Annotated in this window: 18 protein-coding genes and 7 tRNA genes; 12 read left to right on the top strand and 13 right to left on the bottom strand. The window is 62.9% G+C overall.

All coding sequences use genetic code 11. From position 1 onward, the window contains the following. Positions 1-3 precede the first annotated feature (3 nt). Entirely contained in the window at positions 4-1,530 is a 1,527-nt protein-coding gene (locus KIG99_RS03970; protein ID WP_226458958.1) for a transglycosylase SLT domain-containing protein, read from the bottom strand. A gap of 253 nt (positions 1,531-1,783) precedes the next feature. On the opposite strand from KIG99_RS03970, the gene KIG99_RS03965 reads away from it, so the two are divergent. Then, on the top strand, positions 1,784-2,992 hold the full coding sequence (locus tag KIG99_RS03965) for an MFS transporter (RefSeq protein WP_226458957.1): 1,209 nt from the start codon (positions 1,784-1,786) through the stop codon (positions 2,990-2,992). Between the two features lie 8 nt (positions 2,993-3,000). Here the strand turns inward: KIG99_RS03965 and KIG99_RS03960 are convergent, their stop codons facing one another. Then, the gene (locus KIG99_RS03960) at positions 3,001-3,921 is read right to left on the bottom strand and encodes a LysR family transcriptional regulator (RefSeq protein ID WP_226458956.1); all 921 of its coding nucleotides are present in this window, start codon (positions 3,919-3,921) and stop codon (positions 3,001-3,003) included. A gap of 100 nt (positions 3,922-4,021) precedes the next feature. On the opposite strand from KIG99_RS03960, the gene KIG99_RS03955 reads away from it, so the two are divergent. Beyond that, positions 4,022-4,798, top strand: coding sequence for a ferredoxin--NADP reductase (locus KIG99_RS03955; protein ID WP_226458955.1), 777 nt, complete (start codon positions 4,022-4,024; stop codon positions 4,796-4,798). Positions 4,799-4,884: 86 nt separating this feature from the next. Here the strand turns inward: KIG99_RS03955 and KIG99_RS03950 are convergent. The 7 genes from KIG99_RS03950 to gltX form a co-directional block, all read right to left on the bottom strand. Beyond that, positions 4,885-4,961 (bottom strand) — tRNA-Asp (locus KIG99_RS03950). A 30-nt stretch (positions 4,962-4,991) separates the two neighbouring features. Then, a tRNA-Glu gene (locus tag KIG99_RS03945) sits at positions 4,992-5,067 on the bottom strand. A 35-nt stretch (positions 5,068-5,102) separates the two neighbouring features. Then, a tRNA-Ala gene (locus KIG99_RS03940) sits at positions 5,103-5,178 on the bottom strand. A 100-nt stretch (positions 5,179-5,278) separates the two neighbouring features. Further along, positions 5,279-5,355: transfer RNA gene (locus tag KIG99_RS03935), tRNA-Asp, on the bottom strand. Between the two features lie 31 nt (positions 5,356-5,386). After that, positions 5,387-5,462: transfer RNA gene (locus KIG99_RS03930), tRNA-Glu, on the bottom strand. 24 nt (positions 5,463-5,486) lie between these two features. After that, a tRNA-Ala gene (locus KIG99_RS03925) sits at positions 5,487-5,562 on the bottom strand. A gap of 64 nt (positions 5,563-5,626) precedes the next feature. After that, positions 5,627-7,021, bottom strand: coding sequence for a glutamate--tRNA ligase (gene gltX / locus KIG99_RS03920; protein WP_226458954.1), 1,395 nt, complete (start codon positions 7,019-7,021; stop codon positions 5,627-5,629). Between the two features lie 95 nt (positions 7,022-7,116). Here gltX and KIG99_RS03915 point away from each other — a divergent pair. After that, positions 7,117-7,191 (top strand) — tRNA-Val (locus tag KIG99_RS03915). A 199-nt stretch (positions 7,192-7,390) separates the two neighbouring features. Here the strand turns inward: KIG99_RS03915 and KIG99_RS03910 are convergent. Both KIG99_RS03910 and KIG99_RS03905 read right to left on the bottom strand, forming a co-directional pair. Further along, on the bottom strand, positions 7,391-8,227 hold the full coding sequence (locus KIG99_RS03910) for an EAL domain-containing protein (RefSeq protein WP_226458953.1): 837 nt from the start codon (positions 8,225-8,227) through the stop codon (positions 7,391-7,393). Positions 8,228-8,405: 178 nt separating this feature from the next. Beyond that, positions 8,406-8,966, bottom strand: coding sequence for a phasin family protein (locus KIG99_RS03905; RefSeq protein ID WP_226458952.1), 561 nt, complete (start codon positions 8,964-8,966; stop codon positions 8,406-8,408). Between the two features lie 310 nt (positions 8,967-9,276). Here KIG99_RS03905 and KIG99_RS03900 point away from each other — a divergent pair, with 310 nt between their 5' ends. From KIG99_RS03900 to KIG99_RS03860, 9 genes are all read left to right on the top strand, one after another. After that, complete coding sequence (locus KIG99_RS03900) at positions 9,277-10,281, top strand: sulfate ABC transporter substrate-binding protein (protein WP_226458951.1); 1,005 nt, start codon at positions 9,277-9,279, stop codon at positions 10,279-10,281. Between the two features lie 301 nt (positions 10,282-10,582). Then, positions 10,583-11,410, top strand: coding sequence for a sulfate ABC transporter permease subunit CysT (gene cysT / locus KIG99_RS03895; protein ID WP_226458950.1), 828 nt, complete (start codon positions 10,583-10,585; stop codon positions 11,408-11,410). A 1-nt stretch (position 11,411) separates the two neighbouring features. Further along, the gene (gene cysW, locus KIG99_RS03890) at positions 11,412-12,311 is read left to right on the top strand and encodes a sulfate ABC transporter permease subunit CysW (protein WP_226458949.1); all 900 of its coding nucleotides are present in this window, start codon (positions 11,412-11,414) and stop codon (positions 12,309-12,311) included. 448 nt (positions 12,312-12,759) lie between these two features. Further along, positions 12,760-13,767: an SMP-30/gluconolactonase/LRE family protein gene (locus KIG99_RS03885; protein ID WP_226458948.1), complete on the top strand. Its 1,008-nt coding sequence runs from the start codon at positions 12,760-12,762 to the stop codon at positions 13,765-13,767. A 27-nt stretch (positions 13,768-13,794) separates the two neighbouring features. After that, complete coding sequence (locus tag KIG99_RS03880; protein WP_226458947.1) at positions 13,795-14,685, top strand: dienelactone hydrolase family protein; 891 nt, start codon at positions 13,795-13,797, stop codon at positions 14,683-14,685. A gap of 12 nt (positions 14,686-14,697) precedes the next feature. Next, entirely contained in the window at positions 14,698-15,402 is a 705-nt protein-coding gene (locus KIG99_RS03875; RefSeq protein ID WP_226458946.1) for a cytochrome b/b6 domain-containing protein, read from the top strand. A 59-nt stretch (positions 15,403-15,461) separates the two neighbouring features. Next, positions 15,462-15,929, top strand: a complete 468-nt coding sequence (locus KIG99_RS03870; protein WP_226458945.1) for a c-type cytochrome — start codon at positions 15,462-15,464, stop codon at positions 15,927-15,929. A 112-nt stretch (positions 15,930-16,041) separates the two neighbouring features. Further along, complete coding sequence (locus tag KIG99_RS03865; protein ID WP_226458944.1) at positions 16,042-17,664, top strand: PepSY-associated TM helix domain-containing protein; 1,623 nt, start codon at positions 16,042-16,044, stop codon at positions 17,662-17,664. A 78-nt stretch (positions 17,665-17,742) separates the two neighbouring features. Then, positions 17,743-18,087 carry a hypothetical protein gene (locus KIG99_RS03860; protein WP_226458943.1) on the top strand — a complete coding sequence of 115 codons (345 nt, stop codon included), beginning with the start codon at positions 17,743-17,745 and terminating at the stop codon, positions 18,085-18,087. Between the two features lie 38 nt (positions 18,088-18,125). Here the strand turns inward: KIG99_RS03860 and KIG99_RS03855 are convergent, their stop codons facing one another. Together KIG99_RS03855 and KIG99_RS03850 are read right to left on the bottom strand one after the other, a co-directional pair. After that, positions 18,126-20,264, bottom strand: coding sequence for a tetratricopeptide repeat protein (locus KIG99_RS03855; RefSeq protein WP_226458942.1), 2,139 nt, complete (start codon positions 20,262-20,264; stop codon positions 18,126-18,128). Positions 20,265-20,269: 5 nt separating this feature from the next. Further along, the gene (locus KIG99_RS03850; protein WP_226458941.1) at positions 20,270-22,600 is read right to left on the bottom strand and encodes an arylsulfatase; all 2,331 of its coding nucleotides are present in this window, start codon (positions 22,598-22,600) and stop codon (positions 20,270-20,272) included. Positions 22,601-22,688 lie beyond the last annotated feature (88 nt).

The raw sequence follows: 22,688 nt of genomic DNA, 5'->3' as shown, positions 1-22,688 counted from the left end.
CAATCAGCCGCGCTTGCCGTTGCCCGATTTGGCGACCTTGGGAGCTTTGCCGCTGCCTTTGCTGGCCGACTTGCTGTCGCTGCCGCTCTTGGCGCTCTTGCTGGCGGATTTGCTGTCGCCGCCAGCCTTGGCTGTCTTGCCTGCGGGCTTGCTGCTCGCCTGCTTGCTGTCGCGCTTGCCGGCAGCCTGGCGGCTGTCGGTCTTGCCACCCTTGCTTGCCTGCTTGCCCTCGGCCTTGTTCTTGCCGCCCTTGGCTGATTTTCCGCCCTTGCTGCTTGAACGGCTCTCCGGTTCCGGCTCGAAAATCTGCGGCAGCGATGGTGTTGCGGCGAGGCGGCCGATGTCGTCGGCGCCACGTCCGGCCGGGACGAGCAGGGTTGTGCCGGCGCCGAGCCGGGCGCGGGTGGGCAGGCCGTTGATGCGCAGCAGTTCCGGCGTGGCGATGCCGAAGCGCGAGCCGACCTGGTTCAGCTTTTCGCCATGCTTGAGTGTGTAGGCCTGCCATTCGGTGAGCGGTGCCGAGTGGCGTTCGAGATTGCTGCGGAAGGTTTCCAGCTTGTCGGTCGGGATCACCAGCGGCGTGTCGGCCTTGATCACCGGGCGGTTGTGCGACGGGTTGAGGGCGATGAATTCCTCGAGCGGCATGTTGGCGAGGCGGGCCGCCGTCTTGACGTCCATGGTGCGGCCGGTGTCGATGGTCGCGAAGTAGGGACGGTTGAGGATTTCCGGCAGGCGCAACTGCACCATCAATACCGGGTTGCCGAAAATGTTCTTGAGCGCCTGCAGCTTGGGGACGTAATGCCGCGTTTCGTTCGGCATGTTGAGGTTGGCGTAGTCGGTCGGCAGGCCGCGCGCGTTGTTTTTCTCGATCGCCCGTTTGACGGCGCCTTCGCCCCAGTTGTACGAGGCCAGCGCGAGATGCCAGTCGCCGTGCATTTCGTAGATGGTCTGCAGGTAGTCGAGCGCGGCGCCGGTCGAGGCGACGATGTCGCGGCGCTGGTCCTGCCACCAGTTCTGTTCCAGGTTGAAGCGCTTGCCGGTGGCCGGGATGAACTGCCACAGGCCGGACGCGTTCGAGCGCGAATAGGCCATCGGGTTGAACGAACTCTCGACCATGGGCAGCAGCGCCAGCTCGGTCGGCATGCCGCGCGCCTCGAGTTCCTGCACGATGTAGTGCATGTAGGGACGGCTGCGCTCGACCATGCGGCGCAATGCGTCCGGGCGGTTCTGGTACCACTGCTGGTAATAGAGGGTCAGATCGTCATTGAGATCGATCATCGAGAAACCGTTGCGGATGCGGTCCCAGAGGTTGTCCGGATTGGCGGTCAGATCAATGGTGCCGGGCAGTTGCGGGGCGCTGCGCAACTCGTAGGTGGCCAGCGCGTTGTCTTCGATGCGCAGCGACGGTTCGGGCGGCGTATCGGACAACAGCGAGGGCATGAGCAGGGAAATCAGCCGGAAACTGCCGCCCGCATCGCTTGCCTTTTCGCTCGCCTTTTCTGTTGCCGTTTCCGCGTGTGCCGGTGCCATGGCGGCAAGCGCGGCGGCACAAAGACTTGTGCCTAAAATGCGGCGAACAAGCGACAGAACGTTGCGATGTTGCATAGAATGAGGCTCCGGGCGCGAACGGGGTCGACTGAAACGAGGATTATACCCGAGCTCGTCCGGGGGCGCTTCCCGTTCGGCCGTTTTTGGGGATTCGGGCGGGCTGCAAAATGGCCGGTTTTTACCGGTTGACCGCTGCTGGCGGGCGTTTTTGCCCGGCCTTTTATCTGGAGTCTTGATGAATTCATCCGTCTCGAACGCGGGGCGTCTGCCGGCCGGTATCTGGGTGCTTGGCGGCGTCAGTCTGCTGATGGACGTCTCGTCGGAGATGATCCACAGCCTGTTGCCGCTGTTCATGGTCACCACGCTCGGCGCGAGTGCGCTGATGGTCGGCCTGATCGAAGGCCTGGCCGAGTCGACGGCGCTGATCGTCAAGGTGTTCTCCGGTGCGCTCAGCGACTATCTCGGCCGGCGCAAGGGGCTGGCGCTGTTCGGCTATGCGCTGGGAGCGCTGACCAAGCCGCTGTTCGCATTGGCACCGACGGCCGGGGTCGTGCTCGGCGCGCGCCTGCTTGACCGCGTCGGCAAGGGCATCCGCGGCGCGCCACGCGATGCGCTGGTCGCCGACATCGCGCCGGCGCATCTGCGTGGGGCAGCCTTTGGTCTGCGCCAGTCGCTCGATACGGTCGGCGCCTTTCTCGGGCCGCTGCTCGCCGTGGCCCTGATGCTGTTGTGGGCCAACGATTTCCGGGCGGTGTTCTGGGTGGCGGTGATTCCCGGTCTGCTCGCCGTGGCGCTGCTTTTCTTCGGTATTCATGAGCCGGTGGCAACGGCCGGGGAAAAGCGCCACAACCCGATCCGCCGGGAAAACCTGCGTCGCCTTGGCCCGGCCTACTGGTGGGTGGTGGCGGTTGGCGCGGTGTTCACGCTGGCTCGCTTCAGCGAGGCCTTTCTTGTGCTGCGCGCCGAACAGGGCGGCATTCCGCTCGCCCTGGTGCCGCTGGTCATGGTGGCAATGAACGTGATCTACGCCGCTTCCGCCTACCCCTTCGGCAAGCTGTCGGACCGCATGAGCCATGTCCGCCTGCTGGTCTATGGCCTGCTCGTGCTGGTTGGCGCTGATCTCGTGCTGGCGGCGAGCAGCGACTGGCTGGTGGTTCTGTGCGGCGTGGCGCTCTGGGGCGTGCACATGGGCATGACGCAGGGCCTGCTCGCGACCATGGTCGCGGCGACGGCACCGGCCGACATGCGCGGCACGGCCTTCGGTTTCTTCAATCTGCTGAGTGGTCTGGCCATGCTGCTCGCCAGTGTGCTGGCCGGCCTGCTCTGGGATACCGGTGGCGCTTCGACGACCTTCCTGGTGGGGGCCGTCTTCTGTCTGCTTGCCTTGCTGTTGTTGGCGACGCGCCGGATGTTCTCGGGAAAAACGGCCTCCGTGGGCGGTTGACCGCTGGCTCAGCCGATAAACGGCAGCGTTAGTGCATCGGTGTCGTGCGCCGTGCCGCTGGTTTCGCGGCACAGTGCAATGAAGCTTTGCGTCGCCGGGCTGAGGTGGCGTTGGCGATGCCGGGCGAAATAGAAATGGCGACGCAGGTCGAAGGGCGTCTTGATCTCGACCAGGCTGCCGCGCCGGAAGGCTTCGCGCAGCGACAGGCGTGACAGGCAGCCAATGCCAAGACCGGATTCGACGGCGCGCTTGATCGCTTCGGTGTGTTCCAGTTCAAGCTGGATGCGCAGGTCGGGCAGGGCCTTGCCGATCACCCGGTCGAACAGGGCGCGTGTGCCGGAGCCGTGCTCGCGCACCACCCATTGCTGCGCGGCAAGCTCGGCTGGCGTCGCCATGCCGTGACTGGCCAGGGCATGTTGCGGCGCGCAGAAGACGACCAGGCTGTCCTCCAGCCAGGCTTCGAGCAGCAGATCGGGGTGGCTGGCTTCGCCTTCGATCAGGCCGATGTCGAGTTCGAAATGCAGCAACTGTTCGATGATGGCGCTGGTGTTGGCAACGCGCAGCTGAACTTTCGAGGCGGGATGCCGGCGCAGATGTTCGGCGACGATCAGCGTCGCCAGGTAGTTGCCTATGGTCAGGGTGGCGCCAACGGCGAGCGGGCCGAGCGTGCCGCCGGCCAGGTAGCTCTCGATGTCGGCGCCGCGCGCCAGGATTTCGCGTGCTTGTGGCAGCAGGCCGCGGCCGGTCGCATTAAGGCGCAGCGACTTGCCGATCCGGTCGAAGAGCGGGCAGTCGAATTGCCGCTCCAGTTCGACCAGGGCGCTGCTTGCCGCCGATTGCGACATGGCGAGCTGCCCGGCGGCGCGCGACACGTTTTCGCTGGCGGCAATGGCGGTGAATATTTCGAGCTGGCGCAGCGTGATACGCATAGTTGTTTAACCGATAACAGATATCGAAATTATCCGCTTAAGTAACTAAGCGGGGAAGTCTATGATGGCTTGCATTAACCTTGCATCAGGAATATCCGCCATGAGCTCACTCGCCACCGAGACGATACTTTCCGTTCATCACTGGAACGACACGCTGTTTTCCTTTCGCACCACGCGCGATCCCGGTTTGCGCTTCATCAACGGCCAGTTCGTGATGATCGGCCTTGAAGTTAACGGTCGGCCGCTGACCCGTGCCTACAGCATCGCCAGTGCCAATCACGAAGAGCATCTCGAGTTCTTCAGCATCAAGGTGGCGAACGGGCCGCTGACCTCGCGCCTGCAACATCTGCAGCCGGGCGATCCGCTGATCGTCAGTCGCAAGCCGACCGGCACGCTGGTGCTGCGCGATCTCAAACCGGGCAAGCGCCTGTTCATGTTCGCCACCGGCACCGGCCTGGCGCCGTTCATGAGCCTGATCCACGATCCGGAAACCTACGAGAATTTCGACAAGATCATCCTCATCCACGGCGTGCGCTGGACCAATGAACTGGCCTATCACGACTACATCACCGAAGAGTTGGTCAAGCACGAGTTCTTCGGCGACTGGGCGAGCGACAAGCTGATCTATTACCCGACCGTGACGCGCGAATCCTTCCGCAATGAAGGTCGACTCACGGATCTGATCGAAAGCGGCAAGCTGTTTGCTGATATCGGTCAGCCGCCGCTCGACCCGGAATTCGATCGCGCCATGATCTGTGGCAGCCCGGCCATGCTGAACGATACGGCGGCCATGCTCGATGCGCGCGGCTTCAAGATCTCGCCGCACATCGGCGTTGCCGGCGATTACGTGATCGAGCGCGCTTTCGTCGAGAAGTAAGGCGGGAGAGGGCCGGCGGGGTTTTTCCGGCGGCCCAACGAAAAAAAGCCGTTGAAACAGGGTTTCAACGGCTTTTCTCATGATGTTGGCGGAGTGGACGGGACTCGAACCCGCGACCCCCGGCGTGACAGGCCGGTATTCTAACCAACTGAACTACCACTCCAGTACTACTAAAACTTTACTGCCAAATTCTTGGCGTCCCCATGGGGATTCGAACCCCAGTTACCGCCGTGAAAGGGCGGTGTCCTAGGCCTCTAGACGATGGGGACCCGGACGGTACATCTACTGCGGCTGGTTCGGTATCTGGTGGAGGTACGCGGGATCGAACCGCGGACCTCTTGCATGCCATGCAAGCGCTCTCCCAGCTGAGCTATACCCCCATTCGGAGAGACAGCCGAACCATTCGGTCTTGCGACCCGGACTTCAACCCGAAGGTCTCAACCCGTAAAACAAAACCGGATGAATCCGATTTCTGAAAGTTGGCGGAGTGGACGGGACTCGAACCCGCGACCCCCGGCGTGACAGGCCGGTATTCTAACCAACTGAACTACCACTCCAGTGCTGCTTAACTCTTTACTGCCAAATTCTTGGCGTCCCCATGGGGATTCGAACCCCAGTTACCGCCGTGAAAGGGCGGTGTCCTAGGCCTCTAGACGATGGGGACCCGGACTATCTTCTTTCGCGCTTTTGGTGGAGGTACGCGGGATCGAACCGCGGACCTCTTGCATGCCATGCAAGCGCTCTCCCAGCTGAGCTATACCCCCGCCGCGAAAGAAGGCCGCATTATAGGGATCGACTTTCCCCTTGTAAAGGGCCTTTCGCGATTTTTCAGAGATATTTTTGCAGGTTGGCCAAAGCGCGTTCGCGACCGACCAGTTCGACCACGGCATCGACCGAAGGCGTCTGCGTCTGACCCACCAGCAGGGCACGCAAGGGCATTGCCAGCTTCGGCATCTTGAGGCCGTGCTTGGCGATTGTTTCCTTGATCAGCGCCGAAATGGCCGGAATTTCCCAGGCCACGCCGGCGATCCCGGTTGCGAAATCGGCCAGGGCCGGCTTGATCTCGTCGGTCAGGTGCTGGGCGAGCAGTTCCGGGCTGGGCGTGACCGGCTTGTAGAACACTTCGACGGCATCGGCCAGCACGTTCAGCGTATTGCAGCGGTCGACATACAAAACCACGGCTTTTTCCAGATCGGGGCCGGCGCTCGTATCAACACCACGCGCAGCGAGGCGGCTCTGGACCTTGGCAGCCAGTTCGGCGGCCGGCAACAGCTTCATGTAGTGCTGGTTCAGCCAGAGCAGCTTTTCGGTATTGAACTGGGCGGCCGAGGCAGTGATGTGGTCGAGGTCGAACCACTCGACGAACTGTTCGCGCGAGAACACTTCATCGTCACCGTGCGACCAGCCGAGGCGGGCCAGGTAATTGATCACGGCTTCGGTCAGGAAGCCGTCTTCGTCGTACTGCATGACCGAGACCGCGCCATGACGCTTCGACAGCTTGGCGCCATCGTCGCCGAGGATCATCGAAAGGTGGGCGTATTGCGGCACTTCGGCGCCCAGCGCAGCGAGGATGTTGATCTGGCGCGGCGTGTTATTGACGTGGTCGTCGCCGCGGATGACGTGGGTGATGCCCATGTCCCAGTCGTCGACGCAGACGCAGAAGTTATAGGTCGGCGTGCCGTCGGCGCGGGCGATGATCAGGTCGTCGAGCTCGCCATTGGCGATCTCGATGCGGCCCTTGACCTGGTCGTCCCAGGCGACGACGCCGTCCTTCGGGTTCTTGAAGCGGATAACCGGCGGCACATCGGCCGGCGGTTGCGGCAGGGTCTTGCCGGCTTCCGGACGCCAGCGCCCGTCGTAGCGCGGCTTTTCCTTCTTCGCTTCCTGCTCGGCACGCAGCGCGTCGAGTTCTTCGCGCGTCGTATAGCAATAATAGGCGGTGCCATTGGCCAGCATCTGCTGGATGACTTCCTTGTAACGCTCCATGCGCTGCATCTGGTAGAACGGACCTTCGTCGTGTTCCAGTCCCAGCCAGTTCATGCCATCGATGATCGCCTGCACGGCTTCCGGGGTCGAGCGGGCGACGTCGGTATCCTCGATGCGCAGCACGAAAGTGCCGCCGTGGCGACGGGCAAAGGCCCAGGAGAAGAGAGCGGTGCGGGCGCCGCCAATGTGCAGGTAGCCGGTGGGGCTGGGGGCAAAACGGGTGCGGACAGGCTTCATGGGATACGGAATCTATACGGAAACAAAGGCGGTATTCTATCCGACCCGCGTTTGACCCGTCCCGTGACTTGTGGTTAAATGCGCGCCTCTCAAGTGGGCGGTTAGCTCAGCGGTAGAGCACTGCCTTCACACGGCAGGGGTCACTGGTTCGATCCCAGTACCGCCCACCACTTTCGAGAAAACAGAAACCCGCTCAGCGCAAGGCTCGGCGGGTTTTTTGTTGGCCTGAAATCAACCAGCGTAGTTGTAATCGTCTGGCGCTGCTATTGGGGTTTTGACAGGTTCGGGGTGACTGGCGGGTAACAGTCTTCGGCCGGTTGCCTGTCTTGGCCTTGAGCGGTTGGCAGGTGAGCCGCTGCCCAAAACGACTCAGGCGGCATCGCGAATGCTTTTTGCGCTGGTTTCAGGTTGCCGCTGTAAAAGCTTGAGGGTGGGCGCATTGGCCTGCAGCAGGTCGATTTCCGTAGCCAGGTCAGGCAGGCTGAGTTGAGCGATGTCCTTGCCTTCGATTAATACGCGGCAAGGAAGCTGGCGCAGGCTTTCGATGATGCGTAGCACTTGCGGTGATTCGGTGAGCAGGCTGGCATCGAGGCGGACGATGTCGGGCTGTAGTTCGCGCAGCAAGGTGTAGTCGAGCCGGGTGCGGCCGAGATTGCTGATCGCAATGCCATAGCCACGCGAGCGGTAGCTGGTGACGGCGCGGATCAGGTGTGCCGTGTCACTGATTGCATCGGCGTTGATTTCCAGCGTGACCTGTTCGGGGAACAGGCCGCAGGGGCGCAGGATTTCCTCGAAGGCGAGGCCATGATGGGCTGGTACGCTGAGCACATGCCGGGTATGCACCTTGAGCAGCAGATTGCCGCGCGTTGGCCGGGTCAGGTAGTTCAGCGCGTGCAGTGTGCGCAGCAGGCGATCGAGATAAACGAACTCTTCGTCATCGGTCGGCAGCGCAAAGAGCGCTTCCGGCAGCAGCGGGATCCGGTTCTTCAGGCCGATGGCCTGAAATGAGGCGACATGCCCATGCTGTTTGCCACTCGCTGTCTCGATTACGGGCAGAAAAACCGAATCGATGCGAATGTTGGCGTAGTGCAGGAAGACCCGGCCATCGACTGCGACGAATGGCTGATCCAGGCCGGAGCGCGAGTAATGCCGGGGAAAGACCCCGCTGGGGGCGTTGAGTGTTCTGACGAGGTCGCTGAGTGGCATGGTGTCCCTTTTTTGGTCGGATTCCGGGCGGCTTGCCGACAGGGGTGCCAGCGTATTGGGGCGGGATTTTATGGGGCAGGGACGGTGTGGTGAACGATTCGCTTCTTCCTTGCTTACCATTGCTGCGGCATATGCATAGAAGGTGGCGGCGGGTCGGCCGCGCCGCCACCGCTCGGCTTTAGGCCGCCTTCTTGCGGGTCTGGCTGGTGGTGCCGGTACTACGCACCGCGCTCGTGGTGGCGGCGCTGAGGTTGCTGTCGGCCAGGTTGGCGACTTGGCGCACTGCCCGGCTGGTATTTTCAAATGCCGAATTGGCAGCCGAGATGGCCGACTTCACCGCGGCCAGCGCGATCTCGGAATTGCCGCTGGTTTTGCCGTAATGCTCGAGCGCCGAGGTCAGTGACTGGTTCAGTTCGCCATGCCGGCTTTCCAGCAACTGAAGTAGTTCGCTCCGGGCGTCGCCGGCGATTTCCTGGCTGCCGCGCACGAAGGCGATGAAATGCTCGAACTGCGGCTGGAGCAAGGCGCCGGGCAAGGCAAACAGCTCGGGCAGCGTGCGTGCAGCGAGCAGTTTCTTGCCGGCATCAACTTGTTCGGCGAGGATGTTGCGCGCGAAGGCAAGGGATAGCGCATTGAACTGGTCGACGCTGTCGAGCGCATTTTTCAACAGCGCGTGGCTGATGTCGAGCGTGGACTGGTTGGCCGAACTGATATGTTCAACAAGGGATGGCGTGCTCATGGGGATCTCCTGGGGTTGGGTGACTGATCGCGGCGCCCGGCTTGCAGCGCGGCAATGCGATGTCATTATCTTTGCCGGAGAAAAAATGCCAATGACTTGTTTTTTATATCGATGGAAGCCTGCCGGCTTGGGTCGATATCAGCGATTTGTCGGATATTCCAGCCTGTTCGGCTGGTCTGGCCGAGCGGCACTGCGGGCCGGCCGATGGCGATTTGCCCGCCAATGCATAACCAAATAAAAATAACGTCGTTCCCGCGTTGGCCCGCCTTTCGTAAATTGAGGTCTCCATAACTCAACGGGACTTTCGCAAATGCGCTTCAACACTACCCGCCGCGGCCTGATTGCTCTGGCCCTTGGTCTGGCTTTCGGCAGCAATGCCTTCGCCGACGTCAATCTGCTCAACGTTTCCTACGATCCGACGCGCGAACTCTATCAGGAATATAACGCCGCCTTTGCCAAGCACTGGAAAGCCAAGACCGGTGAAACGGTCAATATCAAGGCTTCGCACGGCGGCTCCGGCAAGCAGGCGCGTGCTGTCATCGATGGTCTGGATGCTGACGTCGTGACTCTGGCGCTCGCCTACGATATCGACGAAGTCGCCGAAGCCGGCCTGCTCGCCAAGGATTGGCAAAAGAAGCTGCCGCTGAATGCCTCGCCGTACACTTCCACCATCGTGCTGCTGGTCCGCAAGGGCAACCCGAAGGGCATCAAGGACTGGGCTGACCTGGCCAAGCCGGGTGTCGAAGTCATTACCCCGAATCCGAAGACCTCCGGCGGTGCCCGCTGGAACTACCTGGCTGCCTGGGCTTACGCCAAGAACCTGAAGGGTGGCAGCGATGCGACCGCCAAGGAATTCGTCAAGAAGATCTACGGCAACGTCAAGGTCCTCGACTCCGGCGCCCGTGGTTCGACGACCACCTTCGTCGAGCGCGGTATCGGCGACGTACTGATCGCCTGGGAAAACGAAGCCTACCTGTCGCTCAAGGAACTCGGTCCGGACAAGTTCGAAATCGTGACGCCGTCTGTTTCCATCCTGGCTGAGCCGCCGGTTGCCGTGGTCGACAAGATCGTCGACAAGAAGGGCACCCGCAAGGTTGCCACCGAGTACCTGAACTACCTGTATTCGCCGGAAGGTCAGGAAATTGCAGGCAAGAACTACTATCGTCCGACTGACAAGAAGGTTGCTGCCAAGTTTGCCAAACAGTTTGCCAACGTCAAGTTGTTCTCCATCGACAAGGAGTTCGGTGGCTGGACCAATGCCCAGAAGACTCATTTTGGCGATGGTGGCGTGTTCGACCAGATCTACGTCAAGTAAGAAAACACGCTGGATAGCCGGGCGCCTTGCTGCGCCCGGCGCAAGCCCCGAGCGGTCGTTCCTGGCCAGTCGGGGCTTTTCTTTGCGGCAAATTGCCGGCTTTTTTAGCGGTCGACCGCTGGCTGGGGCCATTTTTGCCATCGGCGCGGGCGCCGGCTTTCTTATTGCAGCAATCGGAATAAGCAAAGACGAATAAATTGGTTATTGATTGCCGGGCCGCTCTCTAAGCTCCTGCCTCACCAACAGTGTTTTCGGAGCATTACATGCAAACAGGATTTGTCGCGCCCGGCGAGGTTTACCGATGAGTAATCGCAATGCCTTGCCCGGTTTCAATCTTTCCCTCGGCTACACGCTGACCTGGCTGTCGCTGATCGTCCTGATTCCGCTGTCGGCGGTATTCATCAAGGCGGCCGAACTGAGCCTCGAGCAGTTCTGGGTGGTCGTTACCTCACCGCGCGTCGTCGCTTCCTACAAGCTGACCTTCGGCGCTTCGTTGGCGGCTGCCGCGATCAATGCCGTGTTCGGCCTGCTGCTCGCCTGGAGCCTGGTGCGCTACACCTTTCCCGGCAAGAAGATCGTCGATTCCCTGGTTGACCTGCCGTTCGCATTGCCTACCGCCGTCGCCGGCATCGCGCTGACCGCGCTGTGGGCCGGCAACGGCTGGATCGGTAGTATCGTCGAGCCGCTCGGCATCAAGGTCGCTTTCACGCCGCTCGGCGTATTGCTGGCCCTGGTCTTCATCGGCCTGCCGTTCGTTGTACGCACGGTGCAGCCGGTGCTCGAGGATCTCGAGGTCGAGATCGAGGAGGCGGCGAGCAGCCTCGGCGCCAATCGCTGGCAGACCATCCGTCAGGTGATTTTTCCGACGCTGTTCCCGGCGCTGCTGACCGGCTTCGCGCTGTCCTTCGCGCGTGCTGTTGGCGAATACGGTTCGGTGATCTTCATTGCCGGCAATATCCCGATGGTTTCGGAAATCACGCCGCTGATGATCATCTCCAAGCTGGAGCAATACGACTACCGCGGCGCCACGGCAATCGCCACGGTCATGCTGGTCGTTTCCTTCGTTCTCCTGATTGCCATCAACAGCCTCCAGGCATGGACGGCCAAACGTACCGGAAAGTCGAAATAACATGGCTGGCGCAATTTCCCTCCACCTGACGCAGGCGCATGCCGAGCGTTACGAAAACAACCCGGCGACGCGCGAAAGCGCCTGGGTCAAATGGACCATCATCGGCATCTCGCTGACCTTCTTCACGCTTTTCCTGCTCCTGCCGCTGATCGTGGTCTTCTACGAGGGGCTGCGCAAAGGCTGGGATGCCTATGTCGCCGCGCTCGTCGAGCCGGATGCGCTGAGTGCAGTCAGGCTGACGCTGACCGCGGCACTGATCGCGGTGCCGCTCAATCTCGTCTTCGGTGTGGCTGCGGCCTGGGCAATCGCCAAGTTCGATTTTCCCGGCAAGTCCTTTCTGATCACGCTGATCGACCTGCCGTTCTCGGTGTCGCCGGTCGTCGCCGGTTTGATCTACGTCCTGATCTTCGGGCGGACCAGCTGGCTGGGGCCGTGGTTCATCGATCACGACATGAAAGTTGTTTTTGCCGTGCCCGGTATCGTTCTGGCCACCATCTTCGTGACCTTCCCCTTCGTCGCCCGTGAGCTGATCCCGCTCATGGAAGCGCAAGGAAAGGACGAGGAGGAAGCGTCGACCGTTCTGGGTGCTTCGGGCTGGCAGACTTTCTGGCATGTCACAATTCCCAACGTCAAATGGGGGCTGCTCTACGGCGTGATCCTGTGCAACGCGCGGGCCATGGGCGAGTTCGGCGCAGTATCGGTCGTCTCCGGGCATATCCGCGGCGAAACCAACACCATGCCGTTGCACATCGAGATTATCTACAGCGAGTACAAGTTTGCGGCGGCCTTCGCCGTGGCCTCTCTGCTCGCCATCCTCGCCTTGCTGACCCTGGTCATCAAGTCCTTCATCGAATGGCGGGCCGGGCTGGCTGCCAAGGAGGAGGTTGAAGGCAGCGCTTGAGCCGGGCGCGGCTTTTCTAAGGATACGCAGCGCCCGCGATTTGCTTAGACGAAAAGCTTGGTTCGGTCCAGGGCATATCCCCGGTAAATTAAGCCTCGTGATTGCTTTGCGGCTTTCATCAATCTCATCTCCAAGCCTCGTTCAGGCCCGCCAGCAAACCCTGGCGGGCCTTTTTTTCTTGGCGCAACAAAGCCCGGGTGTTGCCCGGCGAGCAGTCTTTCCTTTCGCCTGTTGCCAGCGCAGCAGGGTGGGGTGACCGGGGCGTCAGGCCGGGGTGGGCGGCCGGGATTCGGGTGGTAGTCAATTCCCTATTCAAATCATGGGATTGTCGCGTGTCTACCGCCTGGCACCGCTTGCCGCGCCGGGATTGGCACGCTTGCTGCTGAACAGCCCCCAGTCAGGCATCCCGGTTCGGGGTGTCGCCCGTTCAGCCTTTGGAGAATGACCGATGTCCTTGCATGTTCCTGTCCAAACCTCTCGTTTTGCCCTGAGCAAATCCGCACGCAGCATTCTTGCCGCACTCGGCGGCAGCCTGCTGATTGCTTCGGCGATGGCTCAGGAAACAGTAAGCCAGGCGATTCCCGGCGTGGTTGCGGCAGGGACCAGGATTGAACTGATCAAGGACGGTTTCAAGGGCACCGAGGGCCCGGTGGCGCTGCCCGACGGCACTTTTGCCTTTACCGAAACCCAGGCTAACCGGATCACGCGTATTGCCGCTGACGGCTCGACCTCGCCTTTCCTCGAGAACAGCAATGGCTCGAATGGCTTGGGCTTCAACGGCAAGGGCGAGCTGATCTCGGTGCAGGTCGCCGATACCCGCGTTGGCGTGGTTTATCCGCAGGGCAAGGAGCGCACGCTGGCCGACAATTTCGAAGGCCTGCCTTTCGGCCGCCCGAACGATCTGGTGGTCGACAAGCGCGGCGGCGTCTATTTCACCGACTCCGGTGTCAATGTCGCGCCGGGCCAGCCGGCACCGACCAAGGTATTTGCCAAGCCGGCCGTCTATTACATCACGCCGGACGGCATCCTGAAGCGTCTGGCAGCCGATATCGAGCGCCCCAACGGCATCCAGCTCAGTCCCGACGAAAAGACCCTCTACGTCGCCAATACGCTGGGCGAGCATGTGCTGGCCTATGACGTGGCGGCCGACGGTTCGGTCGGTGCCCGCCGCAATTTCGCCAGGCTGGCCGGCTGGAGCAAGGCCGACAACGGCACCTGGTCGAGCGGCGCCGATGGCCTGGCGGTCGATGAAAAGGGACGCCTCTATGTCGCCTCCAATGTCGGCATCGAAGTATTCGCCGCCGACGGCACGGCGCTGGGCAGCATCGCCCTGCCGAAAAAGCCGCAGAACCTTGCCTTTGCCGGCGCCGGCAAGAAGACGCTATATGTCGTCGGGCGCGGTTCAGCCTACCGCATCGCCACGCAGACGGCGGGTTACGCCGGACGCGCCAAGTAAGCAGATCGATAAAAAAGGAGTTTCCCCATGAGCCGACTGACCGCCAAGGATTTTCATCCGGAAGTCCTGAAACTGTTCGACAAATACGTGCATGGCCTGATTCCGCGCCGCGACTTCCTCAAGTCGGCCGGCAAGTTTGCGCTCGGTGCAGCTACGGCCGAAGGCTTGTTGCAGGCGCTCAGCCCGCGTTTCGCCGAGGCGCAGCAGGTGCGCGACAACGACCCGCGGATCACGGCGCGCTTCGTCGAGTTCGCTTCGCCGCAGGGTTATGGCACAGCGCGCGGCTACCTGGTGAAACCGGCCAATGCCAAGGGCAAGCTGCCGACGGTACTGGTAATTCATGAAAATCGCGGCCTCAATCCGCACATCGAGGATATCGCCCGCCGCCTGGCGCTCGACGGCTTTATCGCCTTTGCCCCGGATGCGCTGTTCCCGCTCGGCGGCTACCCCGGCGACGAGGACAAGGCGCGTGAGCTGTTTCCCAAGCTCGACCAGAGCAAGACGCGCGAGGATTTCGTCGCTGCCGCCGGTCTGCTCAAGCAGTTGCCGGAAGGCAATGGCAAGGTCGGTGCGGTCGGTTTTTGCTACGGCGGCGGCATCGTCAATTACTTGGCCATCCGTCTGCCCGACCTGGCTGCCGGCGTGCCTTTCTATGGCAGCCAGCCGCCGGCCGAGGACGTGGCGAAGATCAAGGCGCCACTGCTCATCCAGTACGCCGAGAACGACGAGCGCATCAACGCCGGTTGGCCAAAATTCGAAGCGGCGCTGAAGGCGGCCGGAACGCGCTACGAGGCGCATATCTATCCCGGCGTCCAGCATGGCTTCAACAACGACACCACGCCGCGCTTCGACCAGTCCGCCGCCAAGCTGGCCTGGCAGCGCACCGTCGCCTTCTTCAACCAGCACCTGCGCACCTGAGGAGAACGCAAGATGAGTCGTCAACGTGTCTGGGATCTGCCGACCCGCCTGTTCCACTGGTTGCTGGCCGCCGCCATCGTGACGGCCGTGGTGACCGGTCAGATCGGTGGCGAGCTGATCGAATGGCATGGCCGCAGTGGTCTGTTCATTCTCGGTCTGGTCATTTTTCGTGTCGTCTGGGGCTTCGTCGGTGCGCCCACCGCCCGTTTTGCCAACTTCGTGCGCGGCTCGGCCGCGATCAGGGCCTATCTGCGTGGTGAATGGCGCGGAGTCGGACACAACCCGCTCGGTGCGCTGGCGGTGCTTGCCCTGCTGGCACTGACTACGGCGCAAGTATTCACTGGCCTGTTCGCCAACGACGACATCACCTTCCAGGGGCCGCTTGCCGTGCTACTCAGCAAGGAAGCCTCGGATCAGTCGCGTGGTCTGCATTCCCTGGTTTTCTATGGGCTGCTGGCGATCGTCGGCCTGCATCTGGCGGCGATTGCCTTCTACACCCGGGTCAAGAAGGAAAACCTGCTCAAACCGATGTTGACCGGCTGGAAGGACGATGTGTCTGTGCCGCCGGTTGAGCATCCGCATAGCCCGTTGCGCAGCGCTGTTGCTTTTGCCGTTGCCGCACTGATTGCCAGCAGCACTGTTTATGCCGCCAGCGGCGGGCTGCTGCCCGCCGAACCGCCACCTCCGCCGGCTGCCGTTGCGGCGCCCGCCTGGTAACCGAATCCCCCATCCGTGGCAGCGCATGTTGCGCTGCCCTTTTCAATACAGGAGCAACAATGAAGCAATCCATCAAACCCCTGGTCGCAGCCCTGGCCGTCGTCGTTTCCGCCAGCGCCCTGGCGCAGCAGGCACCGAAACCGGAAACCCTGATCAAGTGGCGCCAGTCGGTGTATCAGGTCGTTGCCTGGAACAGCGCCCGCATCAAGGCCAATGTCGAAGGTACCTACAACAAGGAAGAAGTGATCCGTGCCGCCAACAGCACGGCTGCCATTGCCAATTCCGGCCTCGGTGCCCTGTACGCCCCGGGTACCGAGCAGGGCAAGGGCTGGCATGACACCACGGTCAAGCCGGAACTGTTTACCGAAGGCAAGCGCGTCGGCGAACTGGCTGGCAACTTCGCCAAGGAAGCCAATGAACTGGCCAAGATCGCCGCCACTGGCGACCAGGCTGCCGTCAAGGCCCAGTTTGGCAAGCTGCAAGGCACTTGCAAGGCTTGCCACGACGATTTCAAGAAGAAGGACTGAGTCAGGCGCGGCTTCCTGCCGCCCGCTCGAAGCTGCCGTCCATGCCCAGCATGCCGGCAGCTTTTTTTGAGCCCTGGTGTAATGCAGGGCGAATATCTTGTGAGGCATACCGATGAAACGCCTGCTATTTCTGGTGCATCGCTGGACAGGGGTCGCCCTGGCCCTGTTCATGACCCTGTGGTTTTTCTCCGGGCTGGTCATCCTGTATTCCGTGCAGATGAACCAGACCCGGCCGCAGCAACTGGCCCACGCCGAAGTGCTAAACCCGGAAGCCGGCTGGCTGAGCCTGGGGGAGGCCTGGGAACGCAGCGCGGCTGAACGCAAGCAGGCCGGTAGCGCCGGCAAACCTGCGGGTTCCGGCCAGGAGGCAGGCAAGGGGCAGGGCAAGCCGGTGGCGAACACCGTCACCGAGGCTCGCCTGTTGCGCCACGCCGGACAACCGCAATGGCTGGTCGAGGATACTTCCGGCAAGCGTTTTGCCATTTCCGCCATCGATGGACATCTGCTTGAAACCTCGGCCGAAACGGCGGGCAGGATCGCCGAACAGTGGGTTAACGGCAACGAGGCTAGCGGCCTGGCGACGCCGGTCCATTTCCTGGAAACCGTCGACAAGCCGATGATCATCCGCAACCAGGATGCGTTGCGCCCCTTCCATCATTTCGCCATCGATGACGGCTCGGGCAGTGAGCTCTACATCTCGGCGAAGAGCGGCGATGTCGTGCATGCCTCGACGCGTGTCGAGCGCGGCCTTTACTGGGCCGGCAACTGGCTGCATTTCTTCCGTTTCCTCGATCTCACGAGCTGGAGCGAATCGCGCGCCGAAATCCTGATGTGGTCGGTGATTGCCGCTTTCGTCGCGTGCCTGACCGGCCTCATCGTCGGCTGGTTGCGCTGGCGGCCAGGCTTGTTCGGCAAGGCAACCTATGCCGAGGGCCGCGTGCATCCCTACCGCGCCTTCTGGTTCCGCTGGCATTTCTGGGCCGGGCTGATCGGCGGCAGCTTTGCCTTCCTCTGGGCGCTCAGCGGCTTCTTCAACGGCAATACCTGGAAGCTGTTCACGCCGGCCACACCGAGCCGCGAGGAACTGGTGCGCTACTACGGCAGCGGCCTGCCGGCAGCTGCACGCGACTGGAAACCGGTCGCCCTGGCTGGCGCATCTGGCGATGCTGTCGAACTGAGCTGGCGGCGCCTGGGTGATCAGGCCGTGCTCCTGGCCTATGACCGCAACGGCCAACGCCAGCCGGTGGCCGCTTCAGTCGAGAGTTTTGGCAGCATCGCACTGACCGATGCCGTGAAGCGTTTGGCCGGTGACCAGGTCAATGCGACCCAGTCGCTGATTACCGAGTACGACAGCTACTACTACCTGCGCCACGGTCGCGGCAGCTACGATCGTCCTTTGCCGGTAGTGCGCGTCGACCTCGATGACGCGGTCGGCACCCGTTTCTATCTTGACCCGCAGGACGGCCGCCTGCTTCTACGCCAGGACAACAGCCGCCGCGCCTACCGCTGGCTGTTCAACGCGCTGCATTACTGGGACATCGGCTTTCTCTACGTGCGCCCGGTCTGGGATGCGTGGATGCTGCTGTGGATCGGCTTCGGCCTGGTGCTCGGCGTCAGCTCGTTGTTCATCGGCTGGAAGCGCCTGAAATTCACGGTCAAGCCGAAAAACAAGCCGCGCACTGCCCGGACGTCACGTCCGGAGCCCGTACTGGTCACCGATAACCCGGTGGCTTGACACTCGTTTGAAGAGGCCGGCCATGCCTGCGGGTAGGGCCGGCCTTTGAATTTTCCCTTTTATTTCCGAGCAATCCTGATGATCAAACCTGTATTTTTTCTTTCCATGATTTTCCTGGCCGCCGCTGGTGCCCAGGCCGGCAACCTCGCCAATGGTGCCTGGAGCAGCGCGCGCTGCGGCGCCAAGCCGGCTGCCGTCACGGTCGACCAGCGCAATCCCGATGCCTACAACAAGAGTCTGGACAAGGTGACCGCCTACCAGAAGGACACCAACACTTACCTCGATTGCCTGGTGGCTGAAGGCAATCTCGATATCCAGCTGATCTCGAAGGCGATCACCGACGAACAACTGGCCGCCCGTGCTGCGCGCGACAAGATCCTGGCCGATGTCAAGGCAGCCAATCAGAAGTTCGACGGCAAATAAGCAGCGCTTTCTTTGCGGCGGGCGTCGGGCCCGCCGTTTCAGTTTCTTGTATGGTCTTCCGTCAATTGGTGTCTTGCCACGCGCAGGCTCTGCGCCTGCGGGTGCAGCCGGAGCGCATCGTCCAGCACCGCCCTGGCCCCTTCGCGATTGCCGCTTTCGGCTAGTGCAAGGGCATGTGTGAGGGCAAAGCCGGGATTCTCCGGGGCGCCGGCAGCCGCCTGCGCCAGCCAGGGCAGGGCATCGCCCAGGCGAGCTTGCCGGATCAGCAGCAGGCCCAGCGCATTGGCCACTTCCGGACGGTCAACTGCCTGGCGGAGCAGTTTTTCCCCTTCCTGGTCACGTCCTTGCATCCGGTACAGGTCGGTGAGGCCGAGCCGGGCCGGCGAGAAGTCGGGGGCCAGGCGCAGTGCGCTGCGATAGGCCTGTTCAGCGGCACTGGCCTTGCCTTGCCGGGCGTGCAATTGCGCCAGGTTGAAATGCGACTCCGGGCGTTCGCCGGCGGCCAGCTCGGCGGTTTCGAGTTCGCCAAGGGCCGCCTGCAGGCGAGCCGCCGTTTCGGGGGGTAGAAAGTGGCCCGGTATCCCGGCCAGGGAGCGCGCCGCCTCGATGCGTACCGCCCGGCGCGGGTCGGCCAGCAGGCGACCAGCCAGTGTTGCCGCCGCGCGCCCGGGCAGGGTAGGCAGGGCGCGGGCCGCGCCGAGACGGACCAGGTCGTCGGCATCGTTGGCTGCCGTGGCAATGATCTCTGCACTTTCACGCGTTGCCGCGCCGCGCAGCAGGTTGAGGGCGCTGGCGCGGACGATGCCGGACCAATTGATGCCGAGCGCCGCAGAGAGCGCCGGCAAGCTGTCTGAGCCCGAACCCAGGGCGCTGGCAAAATGGGGCGGTTTTGTCGTTTTTCCCGCGGTCCACCGCTGCAGTTGCTCGCTGGCCCAGGCGCGGTCGCGCTCGGCGTGGCACTGGCCGCAGGTGTTCGGTAGCTTGCCCCCGGCCAGCGTCGGGTCGGGGATGCGAAAGCCGTGATCGTGCCGTACATCAACGCCCATATAGGTCTTCTGTGGCATGTGGCAGCTGGTGCACAGGGCGCCGGCCGAGCCTTCCGCGTGATGGTGGTGGTTGCTGCGGTCGTAATGCTCGCTGCGGTGGCATTGCGCGCACAGCGCGTTGCCTTCCGCCCTGAGCTTGAGGCTGTGCGTCTGGTGGCAGTTGCTGCAGGTGACGCCGGCCGCCTGCATCCGGCTCTGCATGAAGGAGCCGTATTCGAAGACCTCGCCGTCGATCTGGCCATCGGCGTGGTACAGCGTCGGTTCGAGCAGGCGCGGCAGGTAATTGTCGAGAAAGCGGGCGCCGGGCTCGGCCTTGGCCAGCAATTCCTGGCGGCGCGAATGGCAACCGTAGCAGGCTTCGCTTGCCTCCTTCGCTGCGGCAACGTCGCCCTGCGGCCTGGCGATTTTCTGGCCCGGTTCGGTGAAGCGCCAGGCAAGGGAATTCATTGCGGCGAGAGCGATCAGGCCGTTATCGCCGCTCCGCTTACCGCGCGCCCAGTCCCGGTGACGCGCACCGGGGCCGTGGCAGCTTTCGCAGCCGACGCTGATTTCCGCCCAGCGCGTCGCATAACTGTTCTTGCCGAGATCGAAATTCTTGTCCAGTCCGGTTGAATGGCAACTGGCGCACATGAAGTTCCAGTTCTGGTCGCGTCCGCTCCAGTGCGTCGGATCGCCGGGCGCTGGCGGGTTGTCCGGATAGAGCGCGTACCAGCGCTGGCCGCCAGCCTGGTGCGGTCGACTGTCCCAGGCGAGCGAAAATGCCTGCAGGCGACCGCCGGGCAGGGCGATCAGGTATTGCTGCAGCGGCTCGATACCGAAGGTGTAGCGAATTTCGAAATCCTGCACCCGGCCGTCCGGCCCTTGCGTATTGACCCAGAACTTGCCGCCCCGGCGAAAGAAGCGGCTGCGCTGCCCGTGCTGCTCGAAACTCGCATCGGCGAAGTCGCCGAGCACGCTTTGCGGGGTGGCCGGCTGCATCGAATGGGCGTGATGCGAACCTTGCCAGGCGCGCGCCGCCTCGGCATGACAGGCAGCGCAGGCCGGGTTGCCGATGTAGCCCGGCCCGGCCGGAGCGGCGCTGGCGCCGCCCAGCCAGAGCGCGGCCACTAGGCGCAGGATGAAGCCGAGCAACTGTTTCAGCGCAGTTCCACCTCGACCTTGTTCAGCTTGCCGCTGAACGCGTAAGGCACCTTGTAGTCGTTGCTGACCGGCGTACCGAGATCGCTGCCGACATCCTGCGAGTCGTAATTGCTCAACGTGATCTTGCTGATACGGCCTTCACCGACAGGCTGGTCGTTGACGTACAGGCGGCCGGTGCCCGCTACGGCGGCGTTGGGCTGCCCGGCCGGCGCCGCGGCATCCGGCTCGAAGCTGAAAGCGACCTTGAGCTTGCCCTTGGGCAGTACAGCGCTGGAAACGATGCGCGCGCTGCGCTGACCGTGCGCATTGGCTTCGTAAACCAGGCGGCCGTCCTTGACGAACAGGCTGTAGCCGCCGAAGCGCCCGCCGTTGGCGATGATCACGCCGTTGTCGCCGCTGCCGATTTCAAGCTCGGCGGTGATCCGGTGGGCGCGGCGGATGACGTCCGGCGCATTACGCGACGGAATGCGATTGACGCCGGCCCGGTAGGTAAACAGCGTGCGTCCGGCGGTGGCCGGCGCCGGGCGGCCGACGCCGGCAATCGGGCTGAGCGGATAGACGTCGTTGCGCCAGGCTTCCTGGTCGAAGAGGGCGGCCAGTTCGGCGACCTTCTGCGGATTTTTGCCGGCCAGGTTGTTGGCCTGGCTGAAATCCTCATTCAGGTTATAGAGCTCCCAGTCGCGTTGACCGTAAGGCGCGCTGGTCCACACCGAATTCGGGTTGTTTGCCACGTTGCGCGAGCCGGCCCACCAGCCGTCCTTGTAGATGCCGCGATTGCCACCGATTTCGAAATACTGCAGGGTGCGACGGCTCAATGCGTTCGGCTGCGTGAAGCTCACTGCCAGACTTTGCCCGGACAGCGGCGTCTGGCGCACGCCTTCGACCTGCTCCGGGAACTTGACGCCGGTGATCTCGTAGATGGTCGGTGCCAGGTCGATGGCATGGCCGAACTGGCTGCGCACCGCGCCCTTGTCAGTGATGCCCTTCGGCCAGGAGACGACGAGCGGATTGCGCGTGCCGCCGAGATAGGCGGGAATCCCCTTGCCGTACTGGAAAGGCGTGTTGTCGGCCCAGCCCCAGGCGGCGCCGAACAGGTTGTCGAACTTCGGCCCGCCGAGTTCGGCGAGGTTCTTCAGACGCTCGGCGACGCTCAGGGGTTTGCCTGTCGCATCGAGCGCGTCGTTGCCGAGCAGGTTGGCATTCAGGGCACTGCCGTTGTCGCCGACGATGTAGAAGACGACGGTGTTGTCGGCCTGGCCAGCGGCGCGGATGTTATCCAGGACGCGCCCGACCTGGGCATCGACGAAGGCGAGGAAGGCCGCCGAAATCTCGGCCTGGCGGGCGAGCAGCTTCTTCTCGTCGGGCGACAGACTATCCCAGGCCGGCAGTTCCGGCGGGCGTGGCGTGAGTACGGCGTTGGCCGGGATGACGCCGGCCTTCTTCTGGCGGGCAAAGTTTTCCTCGCGCAGCTTGTCCCAGCCCTGGTCGAACTTGCCCTGGTATTTGGCGATCCAGTCCTTGGGCACGTGTTGCGGCCAGTGCGTGCCGCCCGGCGCGAACCACAGGAAGAAGGGCTTGTCTGGGTAGATCGCGTCGTGGGTGTTGAGCCAGCGGGTTGCCTGGTCGGCCATGTCGGCAACCAGGTGGTAACCCTGTTCGGGCGTTGCCGGCGGCTCGACCGGTGTCGTGTTGCGGTACAGGCGCGGTTCGTACTGGCTGTCGAAACCGCCCATGAAGCCGTAGAACTGCTCGAAGCCGAGACTGGTCGGCCAGTGGTCGTAGGGGCCGGCCGGCGTGATCTCCCAGCCCGGCGTGTTGTGCCATTTGCCGAAGGCAGCCGTGCTGTAGCCGTTCTGGCGCAGCACTTCGGCGACCGAGACGGTGTCTTTCGACCAGATCGAGTTGTAGCCGGGATAGCCGGAAGAGTTGTCGGCCACCGTGCCGAAGCCGACCTCGTGATGGTTGCGCCCGGTGAGCAGGGCGGCGCGGGTCGGCGAACATAGCGCCGTGACGTGGAACTGGTTGTAGCTGATGCCGTTGTTGGCGAGTTGCTGCAGGGTCGGCGTCTGGGCCACGCCGCCGAAGGTCGATGCGGCAGAGAATCCGACGTCGTCGAGCAGCACGACGACAACGTTGGGCGCGCCCTTGGGCGCCTTGGCGAGTTCCGGCCAGGCCGGCTGGGCCTTGTCCCGCGCCGGGTCGAGCTTGCCGGCAAAAGGCAGGGTGGGACGCGGCAGGACTTCCTGGGCATGCGCAACGGTCGACGCGGCAAAAAGGCCGAAAATCAGCCCGCCCAGCGGGGCGGGCAAAAAGGGTGTGCGTTTCATGTCTTCTCCGGAAAAGGCGCGCCGGGCGCGCATCGCAGGCGGCAAAACGGAAACGCCTGCCCGGCATGACCGGGCAGGCGTGATGGGA

The sequence above is a fragment of the Quatrionicoccus australiensis genome, assembly GCF_020510425.1.
Lineage (GTDB): Bacteria > Pseudomonadota > Gammaproteobacteria > Burkholderiales > Rhodocyclaceae > Azonexus > Azonexus australiensis_A.
This window is presented reverse-complemented; position numbering and strand designations above follow the sequence as displayed.